We start from the raw sequence: 16432 nt of genomic DNA on the forward strand, positions 1-16432 counted from the left end.
ACTTCTAAGTGAATTGGTTACATTATTGATTGTGGAGGTGAGAAAGATGAGTAAAAAACAACAAGGTTATAACAAGGCAACTTCTGGTGCTAGCATTCAAAGTACAAATGCTAGTTATGGTACAGAGTTTGCGACTGAAACAAATGTACAAGCAGTAAAACAAGCAAACGCACAATCAGAAGCGAAGAAAGCACAAGCTTCTGGTGCACAAAGTGCAAACGCTAGTTATGGTACAGAATTTGCAACTGAAACAGACGTGCATGCTGTGAAAAAACAAAATGCACAATCAGCTGCAAAACAATCACAATCTTCTAGTTCAAATCAGTAATGAAAGAAAAACACTTCTCTAATTCGAGAGAAGTGTTTTCTTTGTGCTTTGGTCATGGTAATGGTAATGAAAATAAAGCGAACGACATAACTTCTAATAAGTCAACAAATGTAGTCAAAGGAGAAGGAAGTTAAAGATTAGAAATATGTAATGAGGAATAATAACTGATAAATAAGTCCAAAAGGGGGTAAGTAATGAAAGATTTTGATAAGTTGGTAGGAGAGCAATTGGAAACGATGGATGAGTTGTTGAAGTTACAAGCTCACCTAGAGAAGTATCAACAAATTGAAATGAGCGAAAAGGATACGTGCGATAAAAAGGAATTACATTTTATCCGCCAAGAAATATATAGAACAGAATTAGCACTCAAGCTATTACATGAGAAATTTGAAGAGCAAACAAATAGTGTGATTCAATCTTTTGAAACTGAAAAAATGATTTCAAATTTAGGATAAGATATATCGTTGCCTTTAGGTGCAAGGTCCTTCTTTACATGGAAATGAGGAAGGCCTTTTTTTATTCTCATTTCCTCCTTTATAAATTGTTAAGCGAAGATCCTTGTCTCCTAATAGGATTAGGGATATCGTATTCAGTGTGAAATATAGAGTCTTATCGCCTTAGTTTTAAAATTTCGACAAAAAAGTTATAATAGAAAAAAAGTGAATGCAGTTCAAAGGGCATTTGCAGTTGAAAGAAGGGAGCATATATGGGATTTCCCAAAGAAGGAGAAAAAGTACAAATACATAGTTATAAACATAACGGCTCCATTCATAGAATGTGGGAAGAGACAACGATTTTAAAAGGGACACAGAGTCTTGTAATCGGAGCGAATGATCGTACAGTAGTGACAGAATCAGATGGCCGAACATGGATTACTCGTGAACCTGCGATTTGTTACTTTCATGCCAATTATTGGTTTAATGTGATTGGGATGCTAAGGGAAGAGGGAGTATATTATTATTGCAATTTAAGCTCACCTTTTGCATATGATTCTGAAGCGTTAAAGTATATTGATTATGATTTAGATATTAAAGTGTATCCAGATATGACATATACGCTTTTAGATGAAGATGAGTATGAAAAACATAGTCAAATTATGCAGTATCCACCTGTTATTGACACCATTTTAAAACGAAATGTAGCACAATTAACGCAATGGATTCATCAAAGAAAAGGTCCATTCGCACCGGATTTCGTAGATATGTGGTATGAGAGATATTTAATGTACAGAAATTAAAACAAACCTGCAGGGAATTTCCCGGCAGGTTTGTCCTATTAGAGGGGGGATTATGTGCAAGGAATAAAAAGATATTTACAGTTTGTTAAACCATATCGATGGCTTATTGCTATTACGATTATTATTGGTCTAGTTAAATTCGGCATCCCGCTTATTATGCCGTGGTTATTAAAATATATTATTGATGATGTAATTCAAGGCGGAGGGTCACTTCAAGATAAAACGTCCCAACTAGTAACAGCAATTGGGATTGCTTTTTTTATTTTTGCAGTAGTAAGACCACCGATTGAATATTATCGTCAATATTTCGCACAGCGTATTGCGAATACAATCCTATACGATTTACGGAAACATATTTTTGGTCACTTACAAAAATTGAGTTTACGCTACTATTCGAATACAAAAACAGGAGAGATTATTTCACGTGTCATTCATGATGTAGAACAAACGAAGGATTTTGTAATTACTGGTTTGATGAATGTTTGGTTAGATACTGCGACAATTGCTATTGCCATTATCGTAATGTTTTCCATGAATATAAAATTAACATTTGTTGCGCTATTAATTTTACCTATTTATGTAGTTGCAGTGAAATATTTTTTTGGACGTCTTCGAAAATTGACGAAAGAGCGTTCACAAGCATTAGCAACGATGCAAGGATATTTACATGAACGTATTCAAGGGATGCAAGTGACACGTAGTTTTGCCTTAGAAGAGTATGAGGGCAAGCAATTCGAAAAAAGAAATAATGAATTTTTAACGAAAGCACTAACGCATACGAGTTGGACGGCAAGGACATTTTCAGCAGTGAATACGTTAACTGATTTAGGGCCGTTACTTGTAATTGGTTTTGCGGCATATGAAGTAATTCAAGGCTCGTTAACGCTAGGTACTATGGTTGCCTTTGTCGGATATATGGACAGTTTATATAGTCCGCTCCGCCGTCTTGTTAATTCATCTACAACATTAACCCAGTCTTTTGCATCGATGGATCGAGTTTTTGAGCTGTTAGATGAAAAGTACGATATTGTTAATGTACCAAGTGCGGTACAAACGAAAAAATTAAATGGGGAAGTTATATTTGATAATGTTTCTTTTCATTACAATTCAGATGAAAAGGAGATATTACATAACCTTTCGCTAACTATGTCGCCAGGAGAGAAGGTAGCACTTGTTGGAGCGAGTGGGGGAGGAAAGTCATCTCTCGCTAGTTTAATCCCACGTTTCTATGATGTTTCTTCAGGTGCCGTTTATATAGATGGGATAGATGTAAGAAAGTATGATATGAGAAATTTACGTAGTCATATCGGAATTGTACTGCAAGATAATTTATTATTTAGTGATACAATTGGAGCAAATATTTTATACGGCAATCCGAAAGCTACAGAGGCAGAAGTGATCGCGGCTGCCAAAGCTGCGCAAATTCATGACTTTATTATAGAGTTACCAGATGGTTATGATACTGTCGTTGGAGAACGTGGTGTGAAGTTATCTGGTGGGCAAAGGCAACGTGTAGCAATTGCGCGAGTGTTTCTAAAGAACCCATCGTTACTTATATTAGATGAAGCGACTTCCGCTTTAGATTTAGAAAATGAACGATATATTCAAGAAGCGCTTCAGACGTTAGCTGCTGATCGAACGACAATCATAATCGCACATCGATTGGCAACGATTACGCATGTGGATACGATTATTTACATCGAAGAAGGCGAAATTAAAGAAACAGGTTCTCATGAAGAACTAATGAAAAAAAGAGGATTTTATTACAATTTATATCAACTTCAACATATAACAGAAACAGCTCCTTTAGCATAAAAGGAGCTGTTTTTTATTCGTCTTCTTTTTTATCATCGATTTTAAGTTCTGTTTCTGGTTTATGGTATGTGTAGAAGCTATCCACAAGTAAATCTAAATGCTCTACTTCTTCACTATAGTTAATAATGGCAGAAATAAGAGGGAAGAGATGCAGCCATGTTTTATACGCTTCCTCATCGTCTTTGTTTTGATAATCCATAAAGATATCAATTAATTCTTGTTTACCAGTTTCAACCTCATCCAGCATTTCAACGGACTGTTGTTTTTTTGCTTTACCAATAAATTTTAATAAAACTTGTTCATGATAATGTGTTAATGAATCAAGTTCGTTCTGGATAGATTCTTGAAATTCTTCTGGCATATAGCGTAGTTCATTTTCAGTACGATGTAATGACTTTAACGTACTTAAAGCACGACTTGTCGTCGCTAACATTTGTCTGAATAAAACGAGCTTACGAATTTTTGCGAACTTTACTTTTTTCGTATAGCTTCTTTCTTCTTTATACAGTAAATAATAATGGTTTAGTTTGATCATTTTTTCTTTCATACGATCAATATCAGTTTTTAACGTTGTAAAGTCAGAAGCTTGCCTGCTATTCATTCGAATCCATTTCACAATTTCTTCTGTATTATCAACGATACGATGATAAAGTTTTGTTTCGTACTTTGGCGGCATAAATACTAAATTTACAAGTGAAGCCGCAATAATTCCGATCATAATCGTCGCAAAGCGAAGTAAGGCAAAATTAAAGAAATCTTCGCCTTGATACTCCATAATGGCGATAACTGTTACTAAAGCGATTGATATTGTGTTTTCTAATCGTAATTGTAATGTAAGAGCAATTACTAATATACATGTTAATCCAATAATAAAAGGATTATGTCCAAAAGCAGTAGCAAATACGATAGCGAATACCGCGCCAATGACGTTTGCTTGAATTTGTTCAAGAGCTGTTAAATAAGAACGGTATACAGACGGCTGAACAGCGAAGATAGCTGAGATTCCCGCGAATACCGGACTTGGTAAGTGAAGTAAAATACAAGCAAATAAAGCTAATGTGATGGCAATACCCGTTTTTAAAATGCGAGCACCAAGTTTCATACCCTAAATAAGATCCTTTCTCTTGTCATAATGAATGTACAACATGATACTATACATTCATTACAATATGTTAGCAAGTGATATTTTAGTGACGTTAAAAAGAAATTAAGATTCATTTTATCCGGCTATTTGCGGACAGTAAGACTCCCACTTCAAAATTCAGGCGGAGCAAAGAAGTTAGGGGGAAGTGGGGCTGCTCGTAAACGCCCGATTGGTGAGGGCGTATTAAAGCTTCACTTTATAATTTTTCCTAATTCTTTTTAAACATTAATTTTTAGTAAAAAAACCTGCTGAATTTCAGCAGGTTTCAAATTGTTACTATAGATTACTATGAGAAGTGTACTTCGTCAATTTTTTCTTAAAAATGAAAATTAGGCATATTACTCTGTTGAGATAGATGGATCAGCCTGTTCTTTTTTCGGGATAATTTCAAAAAACTGGTTCTGTATATCATCTAATAATGGTGTTAACAAAGCAACTTCTTCGTATTGCTCATGCTCGTTTAGTACACGAATATAATCTAGCAATAATTCGGTTACATCTTGCAAACCGTTTTTACTAATTGGTTGTAATGTAACATTTGCCCCTTTTGCGATTCTTCTTTTTAAGGCCTTTTCTGTTAAACCTAAGTTTGAATCATGACGTAAATAAACAACACCGCCAGTCATACCAGCACAAATCCATGGACCGGGGTCCCCTAAAACAAGTGCTCGCCCATTTGTCATATATTCAAAGGCGAAACCTTTAATATTGGAGTATGCACCTATATTTCCTTGCTCTTTTTTACGTAGTGGTTTTGTTATTCTACCTCCAATTATCATATCTGCTCCGGAAAGGCGAATACCAGCGCGAGCGTCGGCGTTACCTTGTACGTATAGTGCTCCTTTTTGTGCACCATATCCAAATCCTTTTCCGACAGACCCGTTATAATATACGCCATCTTTTCCTTTTGCTTTCGTTATATAAATACCACCGCCAAAGGAAGTTTTGCCAATTCCATCTTGCGCACCACCGTTTACATGAATAAATAAATTCTCGCTATTGTAAGCACCTAATCCGTTTCCTGGAATGGAGCCGTTTGTATATTTTAATGTAAGTGGTTCAAGCTTGGTGTCTTCATATAGTTTACTACGAACACGATAACAAGATTCTAAACCACCCATAACGCGTTGCTCTACGCCAACGCCTACTAATTCTTTTGAGTGTGGAGAGTGGACTGTTTCAAGTTGTTTTTCCTGTACAGTTGCTATTTTTGTAACAGATGGATATTCTATCGTTTGCAGTAAATTACATAAGTTTAATAAATTTTCACCTCGAACTTGCTCTAGTAAATTAGAACGACCGACGATTTCTTGTAAATTCGTATAACCAAGCTGCCCTGTTAACCGTTTTAGTTCTACGCCAAAAGTGGTGAATAAATGTAATAAACCAGCAACTGCACTTTCTAATTCCCGCGGGACAAAGCGGCGTAGCCCATGTTCTTTTGCTTGTGCTTCAGATTCAATTTGTGTTGCAATTCCAACATGGCAAGTATCTAAATGACACCCACGGCAAGTTGTACAGCCAATTGCAATCATTGATAATGTGCCAAACCCAATACGGTTTGCTCCAAGGAGCATAATTTTTAAGGCATCATTTACACTTCGAATACCACCATCTGCCCAAATTTCTACTTTATCTCTCATCCCTGCTTCTAGTAGAGCATTGTGAGCAGCTTTTACACCGATTTCTACTGGAAGACCTACATGTTGCAATGCATGAATACGCGCAGCACCTGTTCCGCCATCAAACCCGCTAATGTTAATAAAATCAGCACCAGCTTTTGCGATGCCAACAGCAATTGTTCCAATGTTAGGAACGACAGGGACTTTTACAGCTACTTTTGCAAGTTGATTAGCCGTTTTAATTTCGGTAATCATTTGAGCTAAGTCTTCAATTGAATAAATATCATGGTTGTTAGAAGGTGAGATTAAATCTGATCCAATTGTAGCGTTACGTGCTTCGGCGATTTTGGCTGTTACTTTTGAACCAGGCAAATGTCCACCTTCACCAGGCTTTGCTCCTTGACCAATTTTTATTTCAATTAAATTTGATGAATTTAGTAGTTCAGCGTTTACTCCAAATCGACCAGAGGCAACTTGTTGTCCGCGTGTATGTGGGTATTTACCAATCATATCTTTAATCTCGCCGCCTTCACCGTTCAAACTAATCATATTTAGTTGATCAGCAGCTTCTGCATACGCACGAAAGGCAATTTCATTTTGAGAACCAAATGACATGGAACTAATAATAAATGGTAGATCATGATTCCGGATACTAATGGATACGTCTTCAGTTGGAACGGTGTTTTTTGCTTGTTTCGCTTGAACGAGGTGCCTGATTGCGATTGGATTATTGTTTTCTAATTCACTTAACTTTTCGCGGTAATCATCATAAGGATTTCCCTTTGCAACATCGCCAATGACTTTCCAAATCCGCGGGAATATGTGAAATGACTTTCGCATTCTAATTTTAGGGTTGCTATAATCATCTGCGCGCATTTTTGCATCTTCAGCAAGTGATTCGAGTGAAAAAGCTAAATCATTTGAACCGAAGAAATTTGTAATTTGTAATATATTTGCGATTTCCTCATGTAACCCGATAGATGAATAGAGACGTCCGTAACCACGTAACTCATGAATTCCGATTGTTGAAATGACCTTCTCTAGCCCTTTATTAAGGGCCGTATACAAATTCGTAATTGGTGTTTTTGTTCCATCATTTACGGTCGCAAACAATAAATATGGATTAATACTGTCTGCTCCTAATCCGTATAGCGTGACGATGTCATGTAAGGAGCGAAGGGCACCAGAACGTATAACGAGAGAGCAGTTGCGGCGCAATTTATTTTCACTTAATGCTTGATGTACTTTAGCGGTAACTAAATGTGGATCAATCCACAATTGTTCATTTAGATGGGCTTTCGCGTCATCTAATACTAGTAGAGAAGCGCCGTTGTTAACGGCAGCTATCGCTTCAGAACTAATGCGGTTTAATGCGCATTGCAAAGTTTCTGGCGAGCTGAATGTAGCAGAGATTGTGGCGATAGAGCTATGAGTCGTGAATAGCTCTGTAAGTTGTTCGTACGTAATGGTGTGTAATTCTTCTGCAATAGATTGTGCTACGCTTCCTTCTAAAATAATGGGTGAAAGCATCTCAACTACAAATGGTTGCTTCGTACCGCTTAATAAACTTGGGCGTTTTCCAAGTACAGTACGTGTAGAGAAGTGTTCAATTTCACGGTCACGGTCAATTGCTGGGTTTGTAACGACAGCTACACTTTCTTTAATAAAGTCAGCAATATTTCGTCTATCCGTATCAAGTGCGGCAAGTGGTGAATCGTGCCCTAGTGAGCGAATTGGCTCAACGCCTTTTGTTGCCATCTGTTCAAGGAGCTGAATATGTTCTCGATCCCATCCAAAAGCAACGTATTGTTTCGTTTCAACTTGAACAGAATCACATAATCCCTGGATTTTTTTCGTTTCAGGGATGGATAAGTTTAAATGGTAATCAGTAGTATCAACTCGCTTTTTAAAACGGTTATATACTTGGGCTTGGTATTTGTCATATTCATAAAGAACAAGTTCATCTTGTTCATTCCATTTTAATCCGACTTTCTCTCCAGGAGCGAGTGGTTTTGGCTCTGCTACATATTCAGTTGGTGATACAACTCCAGGTTCAGAAGAGAAAATATAAGAGCTCTCTGTCTCAACTTTCCATACTGGTCGTAGGCCAAGGGAATCAACGCTGAAAACAGCTTCATCTTTAAAGCGGGAAATGATTCCAGCTGGCCCTTGTGCAAAATGTCCCCATGCTTCACGTATATACGTATATAAATCTTGTAAATGTGTTTCATAAAGTTTAATTTCATTAATAATTGGTGGGAATAGTATTTCCATTGCTTCAAATAAACTGTAGTCGTATTGAACAAGTAGAGTTTCTAAGGTGCGGTTTAAATCTTGGGAGTCACTGCCCCCAGCAGTAAGTGGTACATCAATCATTTCAGCTTGATCGCGTAATTTTGCAATTGTGTTAATTTCACCATTATGTCCGAGAATACTAAATGGTTGTACACGAAAAAAATTAGATAATGTATTAGTAGAATAGCGGTTATGTCCTAGTGTCATAGTTGAAGCGATAAGTGGGTGTTGTAAATCATTGTAATAGGCAACAAGTGTATCGCCAGCACCTAGAACTTTATATACAACATGATCACGGCTTAATGAAGCAACATGAATCGCTTCGTTTTCCTCTATTTTTATTGTGACAGAAAATAATGTTTGCTCAATATTTGCAACTTCATTTTCGGCGATAAGGGCAACTTGCCAAAATAATGGTTCTTCTTGTTTACCAAGTGGCCCGAGTGCATCGGAGTTTATTACATCGTCACTTTCGAAAAGAATTGCAAAGCTTTCGTTGTTTAGTTGTGTACGAATATGATTTTTTAAATTAACTATGTTTGCGTTTTTGTTTAGAAAAAAATGTCCAACGATAAAGTGGGGATGATCCACGATCGTTGGATTATATCCGCTACTTTTTAGTTTCTCATTCCAAAGAGCTTTTGGTACGTCAATGTGAATACCGATGCCATCGCCTTCGCCATTAATGAAACCAGCTCTATGATTCATTTTGACGAGTGATTGTATGCAAAGATCAATGTTTTCTTTTGTAGGGATTTTTCGTTTCTCCATAACGGAAACGATTCCACACGCATCATGTTCTGCATTTCTATAATCTCGAAATAAAGACGGTGTCCATGTATTTTTTTTATTGAGCATCCGTCAATCCCCCCTCTTATAAAAGAATGAATAATCTTACTATTTAAGGCGTGAGCAGCCTTGTATACACGGATAGTAAGGATATAAAAGAAAAATAAAACAGATAATTATGAATAATTATACTATTAATGAGGGATTTATGAAATAGAAAAAAGGAAAAAAGAAAGATGTGCTTTCTTTTTTCCTTTTAATAATGGGATTATTTATTGTTTGCTAATGCAGCAAATGCTCTACCAACAGCTTCAATTGTATATTCAATATCTTCTTTTGTATGTTCTGTCGTTAAGAACCATGCTTCATATTTAGAAGGGGCTAAGTTAATTCCTTCTTGAAGCATAAGCTTGAAGAATTTACCGAACATTTCACCATCTGTATCTTGTGCTGCATCGTAATCTTCGATTGTATTTGTTGTGAAGTATACAGTTAAAGCACCTTTTAGACGGTTTAATGTAATATCGATATTATGTTTAGTCGCTTGCTCTAAAATTCCTTTTTCAAGCATTGCACCAAGTTCATCTAATTTTTCGTATAGGCCTTCTTGCTGAAGAACTTCTAGACAAGCGATACCCGATGCCATAGAAGCAGGGTTCCCTGCCATTGTACCAGCTTGGTATGCAGGTCCAAGCGGAGCAACTTGTTCCATAATTTCTTTCTTCCCGCCGTAAGCACCGATTGGAAGGCCGCCACCAATAACTTTACCAAGCGCTGTTAAGTCTGGTGTTACGCCAAGTAAGTCTTGAGCACCGCCGTACATAAAGCGGAAAGCAGTAATAACTTCATCATAAATTACTAGTGCACCAGCTTCGTGAACAAGTTCATTCACTTTTTCAAGGAAGCCAGGTTTTGGCTCTACAATACCGAAGTTTCCAACAATCGGTTCTACAAGGATAGCTGCTACTTCGTGTCCCCATTTATCTAATGCTTCTTTTAAAGTTTCTACATTATTAAATGGAACCGTAATAACTTCTTGAGCGATACTTTGTGGTACGCCAGCTGAGTCAGGAGTTCCTAGAGTAGAAGGACCAGATCCAGCTGCTACAAGTACTAAATCAGAATGTCCGTGGTAACAACCAGCGAATTTCATAATTTTTGTGCGGCCTGTGTAAGCACGAGCAACACGAATTGTTGTCATTACTGCTTCAGTCCCAGAGTTCACAAAGCGCACTTTATCTAAAGCGGGCATTGCTTCTTTTAACATTTTTGCAAATTTTACTTCTAGTGCTGTTGGTGTTCCGTAAAGTACACCATTTTCAGCAGCTGTTGTAATTGCTTTTGTGATGTGCGGGTGAGCATGTCCCGTAATAATAGGACCGTATGCTGCTAAATAATCGATATATTTATTTCCGTCTACATCCCAGAAATAAGCACCTTTTCCACGTTCCATAGCAACAGGAGCGCCGCCGCCAACTGCTTTAAAAGAACGAGAAGGACTATTAACGCCGCCAACGATATGTTCTAAAGCTTCTTTATGTAATGCTTCTGATTTTGTGAATTTCACTACCATTCATCTCCTTACAAAAATCTATGTATTATTCTAACATGTTTTTCGAAAAGACGTATTGTTTGTGATAGAGAAGGCAGTTGGGTAAACTATTCGTTGTGACATTTAGGAAGGGGGTCCGATTATGAAATCGGTAATTGAGGTACAAGGGTTACGTAAAGAGTTTACAGCCTATTCAAGTCGTCCGGGTTTAAAGGGTGCATTTCGCGATTTATTAAATCGTAATTATAAAATAGTACCAGCAGTAAATGATGTGTCTTTTACTGTAAAGCAAGGTGAAATGGTTGGTTATATCGGTGAGAATGGTGCTGGTAAATCAACAACAATTAAAATGCTTACGGGGATTTTAACTCCAACATCGGGACAGATCATAGTAAATGGAATGAATCCACATAAACAAAGAGAGGAATTTGTAAGAACAATTGGTGTTGTTTTCGGTCAACGCTCACAGCTTTGGTGGGATATTGCGGTACAAGAATCGTTTCGTTTATTAAAAAAAGTGTACGGTGTATCAGATGCTCAGTATAAAGAACATATGGAGCACGTGATTGAAACGTTAGATATTGGTCCTTTATTAGATAAGCCAGTTCGAAAGCTATCTTTAGGCCAAAGAATGCGTTGTGAATTAGCCGCAGCATTAATTCATAATCCGCCGTTATTATTTTTAGATGAACCAACAATTGGACTAGATGTTCTTGTGAAATTGAAAATACGTGAATTTTTAAAAGAGATGAATGAGCGTTATAAAACAACAATTTTATTAACAACCCATGATATTACGGATATTGAAGCTTTATGTGAGCGCGTTATCATGCTCGATGAAGGGAACATTATGTATGACGGTTCTTTAAATAATCTTCGCACGCAGTGGGGAGCAGAGAAAGAAATACATTTTCAATTTGTTGCCCCAGTTTCATATCAGGAATTATCGATGGTTATGCCTGATAACCATGTCGTTTGGTCAAAAGCGAAAGAAGAAAATGCGTGGATTGCAAAAATACCAAATGAAGAAGTGATTATTTCAATGCTCATTTCTAAAGTAGTACAAGCCTTTCAAATTAAAGATTTAAAAATTAATGAAGTATCTACAGAGGAAATCATTCGTAACATTTATGAAGAAGGTATTAGGCATGGGTAAGTATATTGAAATGATTCGAATTCGCTTTTTAATGATGCTTGCGTATCGCACAAACTATTATAGTGGGATTTTAATTTATACAATTAATATCGGCGCATATTATTTTTTGTGGCAAGCAATTTATAGCGGAAAAGAGAATATTGAAAGTTTATCTATCTCGCAAATGACTACGTATATCGCAATCGCGTGGATGGCACGTGCGTTTTATTTTAATAATATAGATAGAGAAATTGCGATGGAAATTCAAGAAGGCCGTGTGGCTGTAGAATTAATTCGTCCTTACAACTATTTAGGTATGAAAGTTATGCAAGGTCTTGGCGAGGGAATATTCCGTTTTGCATTCTTTTCCATCCCGGGCATGGTTATCGTTACGCTATTATTTTCATTGCAAATTACAACGAATTTTCAAACGTGGTTATATTTCTTCTTATCTTTAATATTTAGTTTTATTATTAATACACAAATTAATTTAATGACGGGAATGCTTACGTTCTTCCTATTTAATAATAGCGGAATCATGTATGCAAAACGCGTTGTGATTGATTTGTTTTCAGGTCTATTATTGCCAATTAGTTTTTATCCGTTATGGGCCCAAAAAGCAATGATGTTTTTACCGTTTCAGGCCATTAGTTATATTCCAAGTATGATTTTTTCAGAAGGTATACAGGGAAGTAAGTTGTATGAGGCGTTAGTATTTCAAGTAGTTTGGGCAATCGTACTTATTATTCCAATTGTACTCATGTGGAGAACGGCGCGAAAACGTCTAATTGTACAGGGGGGATGATGGGATGCTATATATAAAATTATTTTTACAATATGCAAGTCAATATATAAAAACGAAATTGGAATATCGGGGCGATTTTATCGTTGGGTTACTTTCTGATTTATCACTCCAAGCGGTTAATTTAATCTTTATTCTAGTTGTGTTTGGGCATACACAAGCATTAAAAGGATGGAGCCGAGAAGAAGTAATCTTTATTTATGGTTTCTTTTTAGTACCGTTTGCCATTTTTTCAGCCTTCTTTAATATATGGGACTTTAATGATCGATACATTATTAAAGGGGAGATGGATCGTGTATTAACGAGACCAATTCATAGCTTATTTCAAATTATATTAGAAAGAATGGAACTTGAATCTTTAATTGGAGCCGTTACAGGAATTGTTGTAATGTCATATGCAGCAGTGGAGTTACAATTATCTTTTTACTGGTATGATTTCTTCTTATTCTTACTGATGGTAGGTGGAGGAGCGCTTGTATACGGCGGGATATTTGTTACACTTGCGAGCCTTGGTTTTTGGTCGGATGCAAAAAGTTCCATTATGCCGCTTATGTATAACATAGGGAATTATGGTCGTTATCCGGTTAATATTTATAATCGTGTGATTCGCTTCATTTTAACGTTTGTCTTACCGTTTGCCTTTGTTGGAGTATATCCAGCAGCCTACTTTTTAAGAAAAACAGAGTGGAATAGTTATGCATTTGCAACACCGATCGTTGGTATTATTTGTTTTACTGTTGCAATTACTCTCTGGAATCAAGGGGTGAAAAGATACCGCGGTGCAGGAAATTAATTATAGAAGCTTGTTTGTTTCTATGGGATAAATCTAATGGCTGTCTCATACATATAAAATGAGGTGGAGGACATGTTATGGGGATTTATTCTATTAATTGCAGCAATAGCTATTTTAAGAAGTGTCCAATTATTATGGAGTTCATATTCGGATTCAACGCGTTTCTTTTCGCTGTATAATTTAGCCACATTATTTTTGATTTATACAACAGTACTAATTGCGTTTGGGTTAAGTTATGTTGTATTAGAGGAAATGGGTTTTACAGTTTTGAAAGAAGATGGAGAAAGATTGACTGCTCATTCTTTTCAGCTTGTTGAAATTTGTTTATATTTTAGTGCAGTCACTTTATTGTCCGTTGGATATGGTGATATAGCTCCGATTGGAATAGGAAGGTGGATTGCGATCGGAGAAGCACTAATTGGATATACACTGCCGTTTGCTTTTGTGATGAGGTCAGTAATAGACAATGAAAAATAAGGCAGCATTTGTTATAGTTAAAGAAAAAGAAGGAGTGATAACAATGATTACAGTAGGAGAAATGGCACCAGAATTTACACTAGAGGGAAGTAACGGAGAACAAGTTCGTTTAGCTGACTTTCGCGGGAAAAATGTAGTTCTTTACTTTTATCCGAAAGATATGACTCCAGGGTGTACAACTGAAGCGTGTGATTTTCGCGATGCGTATGGGGTCTTTCAAGAAAAGGATACGGTTATTCTTGGAGTAAGTCCAGATTCAGCGAATAGACATCTGAAATTCATTGAGAAGCATGAACTTCCATTTGTACTTTTAGTAGATGAAGATCATAAAGTAGCAGAATTGTATGATGTTTGGAAATTGAAAAAGAACTTCGGGAAAGAATATATGGGAATTGAACGTTCTACATTCCTTATTAATAAAGATGGTAAGCTTGTAAAAGAGTGGCGTAAAGTGAAAGTAAAAGGACATATTGAGGACGTTCTTTCTTATATAAAGTAAGTATGTAGTGGAGATAAAATATATAGAAGTAAGGCAAGTGTCTATACATATTTTACCATCTGACATAAAGTGAAGTGTAGGGCATACCTCCTCAGATGATAGTATTCCAAGTGCGATTATGTCGCACTTTTTTCTATGCAAAATGTATAAGAAATAGGGAAAGATATATAAGAATAAGGCTATATACAAAAATGAACCACATACTTATAGTAGAAATATTGACGATTTATAAGAAAAGGAGTACACTCTTTATAAGAATTATAAAATAATAATCCGTATAGAATCGGGGTGCATGACGGTGGTCAAAGAAGAATTAAAAGAAGCGCTAGAAATGCTGAAAAATACGGGTGTACGCATTACTCCACAGCGTCATGCTATTTTAGAGTACCTTGTGGAATCTATGACGCACCCAACAGCGGATGACATTTATAAAGCATTAGAAGGTAAGTTTCCAAATATGAGTGTTGCAACTGTCTATAATAACCTACGTGTGTTTAAAGAAGTTGGGCTTGTAAAGGAATTAACTTATGGAGACGCTTCAAGTAGATTTGATTATGTTACAAGTCAACATTATCATGTGATTTGCGAAAAGTGTGGTAAAATTGTTGATTTTCCTTATGGAGGTTTGGAACAGCTTGAAGAGGAAGCTGCGAAAACGACAGGTTTCGTTATTAATAGTCATCGCTTAGAAATTTATGGCGTTTGTCAGTGTTAAGTTAGTAAGAGGGTTATATAAAAATGTGTCGAAATTACTTTAGATTGGTGAAAATGAAGTCTGGAGGATACATTGTGAAGAAATATGATATTAAAAATAACATTCCAACATTGGAAGAATACAAATACTTATGTGACTCTGTAGGGTGGACTGATTATATGAATTTTGAAGTAGTGGAAACATCACTCCAAAATTCTATTTACTGCATCACGGTCAATGATAATAATCGAATTATCGGTATGGGGAGAATTGTTGGCGATGGGGCTATCTATTTTTATATTCAAGATATAGTAGTGCATCCAGATTATCAAAGAAAGGGTATTGGAAAGAAAATAATGAATGCTTTAGTTGAATACTTAAATCGGAATGCTCCTGATAAAGCATTTATTGGTTTGTTTGCGTCGCAAGGTAAAACGTCATTCTACGAAAAATATGATTTTAAAGATTACTCGCCCAACATGACAGGGATGTTTACTGTAATATCGAAAAAACAGGCATAATGAATTTTGGGAGAAGACAATAATCAAAACAAGGCGATTTCTTAACTAAGAAATCGCCTTGTTTAAGGACTTAAATTCACGCCCCTCACTATACTTCTATATACCTATGATTTATAGCTTTTCTTATTATACTTCTCATCAAATTCTTTTCCTTCTAGATCTCGATCCATTGTTAAAGGTTGATTGCAGTGCATACATGCGTCGACGCGACCGAGCATTTTCGTTGGTTTATCGCAGCTTGGACAAATAATTTGTACAGTCTTCGTAGATAACATACCAATCCAAAAGTAGACGACGGTACTAGCGATAACAGCTAAAAAGCCAACCATCATAAATGTTGTCATAATAATAATGTTGTCGCGGAAAAAGACTCCTAAGTATGCAATGAAGAGGCCGATAAATACTAAACTTAATGCAAAGGTCCGGATTTTATTGATTTTGTTTGAATACTTAATGCTCATTCTCACCAACTCCTATAATAATAATATAACATAAAATTTAGAATTTTCACTTATGTGTAGGCGTGATAAAGAGATAAGATATGAATAAGAGGGAAATCGATAAAGAAATGAATGGAAGATATAATGATTTTTAAAATGTGTTTTAAGAGTTTAACGGGATGTGAAATTTTTTTATGAAAAGTATTGACCCTGTATGTACGGCATGATATATTAATAACCGTCGCTGATGCGGAAACGCAGAAAACGATAAAAAAGAAATTAAAAAACT

General features: G+C 36.2%; 15 protein-coding genes. 11 read left to right on the forward strand and 4 right to left on the reverse strand.

Annotation, left to right across the window (positions count from 1 at the left end):
* The first annotated feature begins 46 nt into the window (after nucleotides 1-46).
* From DN410_RS09290 to DN410_RS09305, 4 genes are all read left to right on the forward strand, one after another.
* Nucleotides 47-328: a gamma-type small acid-soluble spore protein gene (locus DN410_RS09290; RefSeq protein ID WP_000039039.1), complete on the forward strand. Its 282-nt coding sequence runs from the start codon at nucleotides 47-49 to the stop codon at nucleotides 326-328.
* 194 nt (nucleotides 329-522) lie between these two features.
* Nucleotides 523-783 carry a YgaB family protein gene (locus DN410_RS09295; protein WP_149176270.1) on the forward strand — a complete coding sequence of 87 codons (261 nt, stop codon included), beginning with the start codon at nucleotides 523-525 and terminating at the stop codon, nucleotides 781-783.
* Nucleotides 784-1034: 251 nt separating this feature from the next.
* Nucleotides 1035-1565 (forward strand): nucleoside tri-diphosphate phosphatase, encoded by a 531-nt coding sequence (gene ntdP, locus DN410_RS09300; RefSeq protein ID WP_000506628.1) that lies wholly within the window; start codon nucleotides 1035-1037, stop codon nucleotides 1563-1565.
* A 54-nt stretch (nucleotides 1566-1619) separates the two neighbouring features.
* On the forward strand, nucleotides 1620-3380 hold the full coding sequence (locus tag DN410_RS09305) for an ABC transporter ATP-binding protein (protein ID WP_149176271.1): 1761 nt from the start codon (nucleotides 1620-1622) through the stop codon (nucleotides 3378-3380).
* Nucleotides 3381-3393: 13 nt separating this feature from the next.
* On the opposite strand, the gene DN410_RS09310 is transcribed toward DN410_RS09305, so the two are convergent.
* The 3 genes from DN410_RS09310 to hemL form a co-directional block, all read right to left on the reverse strand.
* Nucleotides 3394-4482 (reverse strand): aromatic acid exporter family protein, encoded by a 1089-nt coding sequence (locus tag DN410_RS09310; RefSeq protein WP_149176272.1) that lies wholly within the window; start codon nucleotides 4480-4482, stop codon nucleotides 3394-3396.
* Nucleotides 4483-4862: 380 nt separating this feature from the next.
* Complete coding sequence (locus DN410_RS09315) at nucleotides 4863-9299, reverse strand: glutamate synthase-related protein (protein WP_149176273.1); 4437 nt, start codon at nucleotides 9297-9299, stop codon at nucleotides 4863-4865.
* A gap of 199 nt (nucleotides 9300-9498) precedes the next feature.
* Entirely contained in the window at nucleotides 9499-10803 is a 1305-nt protein-coding gene (gene hemL, locus DN410_RS09320) for a glutamate-1-semialdehyde-2,1-aminomutase (RefSeq protein WP_149176274.1), read from the reverse strand.
* A 121-nt stretch (nucleotides 10804-10924) separates the two neighbouring features.
* Between hemL and DN410_RS09325 the strand changes: the two genes are divergently transcribed.
* From DN410_RS09325 to DN410_RS09355, 7 genes are all read left to right on the forward strand, one after another.
* Nucleotides 10925-11938 (forward strand): ABC transporter ATP-binding protein, encoded by a 1014-nt coding sequence (locus DN410_RS09325; RefSeq protein WP_149176275.1) that lies wholly within the window; start codon nucleotides 10925-10927, stop codon nucleotides 11936-11938.
* Entirely contained in the window at nucleotides 11931-12722 is a 792-nt protein-coding gene (locus tag DN410_RS09330) for an ABC transporter permease (protein WP_000521520.1), read from the forward strand. Before DN410_RS09325 ends, DN410_RS09330 begins: the two co-directional genes overlap by 8 nt.
* Nucleotides 12723-12726: 4 nt before the next feature.
* Nucleotides 12727-13512, forward strand: coding sequence for an ABC transporter permease (locus tag DN410_RS09335; protein WP_149176276.1), 786 nt, complete (start codon nucleotides 12727-12729; stop codon nucleotides 13510-13512).
* A 72-nt stretch (nucleotides 13513-13584) separates the two neighbouring features.
* The gene (locus tag DN410_RS09340; RefSeq protein WP_000964352.1) at nucleotides 13585-13989 is read left to right on the forward strand and encodes a potassium channel family protein; all 405 of its coding nucleotides are present in this window, start codon (nucleotides 13585-13587) and stop codon (nucleotides 13987-13989) included.
* Nucleotides 13990-14032: 43 nt separating this feature from the next.
* The gene (bcp, locus tag DN410_RS09345) at nucleotides 14033-14488 is read left to right on the forward strand and encodes a thioredoxin-dependent thiol peroxidase (protein ID WP_149176277.1); all 456 of its coding nucleotides are present in this window, start codon (nucleotides 14033-14035) and stop codon (nucleotides 14486-14488) included.
* Nucleotides 14489-14786: 298 nt separating this feature from the next.
* Nucleotides 14787-15203: a peroxide-responsive transcriptional repressor PerR gene (gene perR, locus DN410_RS09350; RefSeq protein WP_179958596.1), complete on the forward strand. Its 417-nt coding sequence runs from the start codon at nucleotides 14787-14789 to the stop codon at nucleotides 15201-15203.
* A gap of 74 nt (nucleotides 15204-15277) precedes the next feature.
* On the forward strand, nucleotides 15278-15703 hold the full coding sequence (locus tag DN410_RS09355) for a GNAT family N-acetyltransferase (protein WP_149176279.1): 426 nt from the start codon (nucleotides 15278-15280) through the stop codon (nucleotides 15701-15703).
* Nucleotides 15704-15807: 104 nt separating this feature from the next.
* Here DN410_RS09355 and DN410_RS09360 read toward each other — a convergent pair whose 3' ends face one another.
* Nucleotides 15808-16164 carry a YgzB family protein gene (locus tag DN410_RS09360; RefSeq protein WP_149176280.1) on the reverse strand — a complete coding sequence of 119 codons (357 nt, stop codon included), beginning with the start codon at nucleotides 16162-16164 and terminating at the stop codon, nucleotides 15808-15810.
* Nucleotides 16165-16432 lie beyond the last annotated feature (268 nt).

This window comes from Bacillus sp. SH5-2 (genome assembly GCF_008368905.1).
Lineage (GTDB): Bacteria > Bacillota > Bacilli > Bacillales > Bacillaceae_G > Bacillus_A > Bacillus_A luti.

Bases quoted from the DNA above. Each gene is read 5' to 3' on its own strand.
- DN410_RS09310 (WP_149176272.1), bottom strand. From the start codon at position 4,482: ATGAAACTTGGTGCTCGCATTTTAAAAACGGGTATTGCCATCACATTA.
- DN410_RS09315 (WP_149176273.1), bottom strand. From the start codon at position 9,299: ATGCTCAATAAAAAAAATACATGGACACCGTCTTTATTTCGAGATTAT.
- DN410_RS09295 (WP_149176270.1), top strand. From the start codon at position 523: ATGAAAGATTTTGATAAGTTGGTAGGAGAGCAATTGGAAACGATGGAT.
- DN410_RS09330 (WP_000521520.1), top strand. From the start codon at position 11,931: ATGGGTAAGTATATTGAAATGATTCGAATTCGCTTTTTAATGATGCTT.
- ntdP (WP_000506628.1), top strand. From the start codon at position 1,035: ATGGGATTTCCCAAAGAAGGAGAAAAAGTACAAATACATAGTTATAAA.
- DN410_RS09325 (WP_149176275.1), top strand. From the start codon at position 10,925: ATGAAATCGGTAATTGAGGTACAAGGGTTACGTAAAGAGTTTACAGCC.
- DN410_RS09290 (WP_000039039.1), top strand. From the start codon at position 47: ATGAGTAAAAAACAACAAGGTTATAACAAGGCAACTTCTGGTGCTAGC.
- bcp (WP_149176277.1), top strand. From the start codon at position 14,033: ATGATTACAGTAGGAGAAATGGCACCAGAATTTACACTAGAGGGAAGT.
- DN410_RS09340 (WP_000964352.1), top strand. From the start codon at position 13,585: ATGTTATGGGGATTTATTCTATTAATTGCAGCAATAGCTATTTTAAGA.
- DN410_RS09335 (WP_149176276.1), top strand. From the start codon at position 12,727: ATGCTATATATAAAATTATTTTTACAATATGCAAGTCAATATATAAAA.
- DN410_RS09360 (WP_149176280.1), bottom strand. From the start codon at position 16,164: ATGAGCATTAAGTATTCAAACAAAATCAATAAAATCCGGACCTTTGCA.
- hemL (WP_149176274.1), bottom strand. From the start codon at position 10,803: ATGGTAGTGAAATTCACAAAATCAGAAGCATTACATAAAGAAGCTTTA.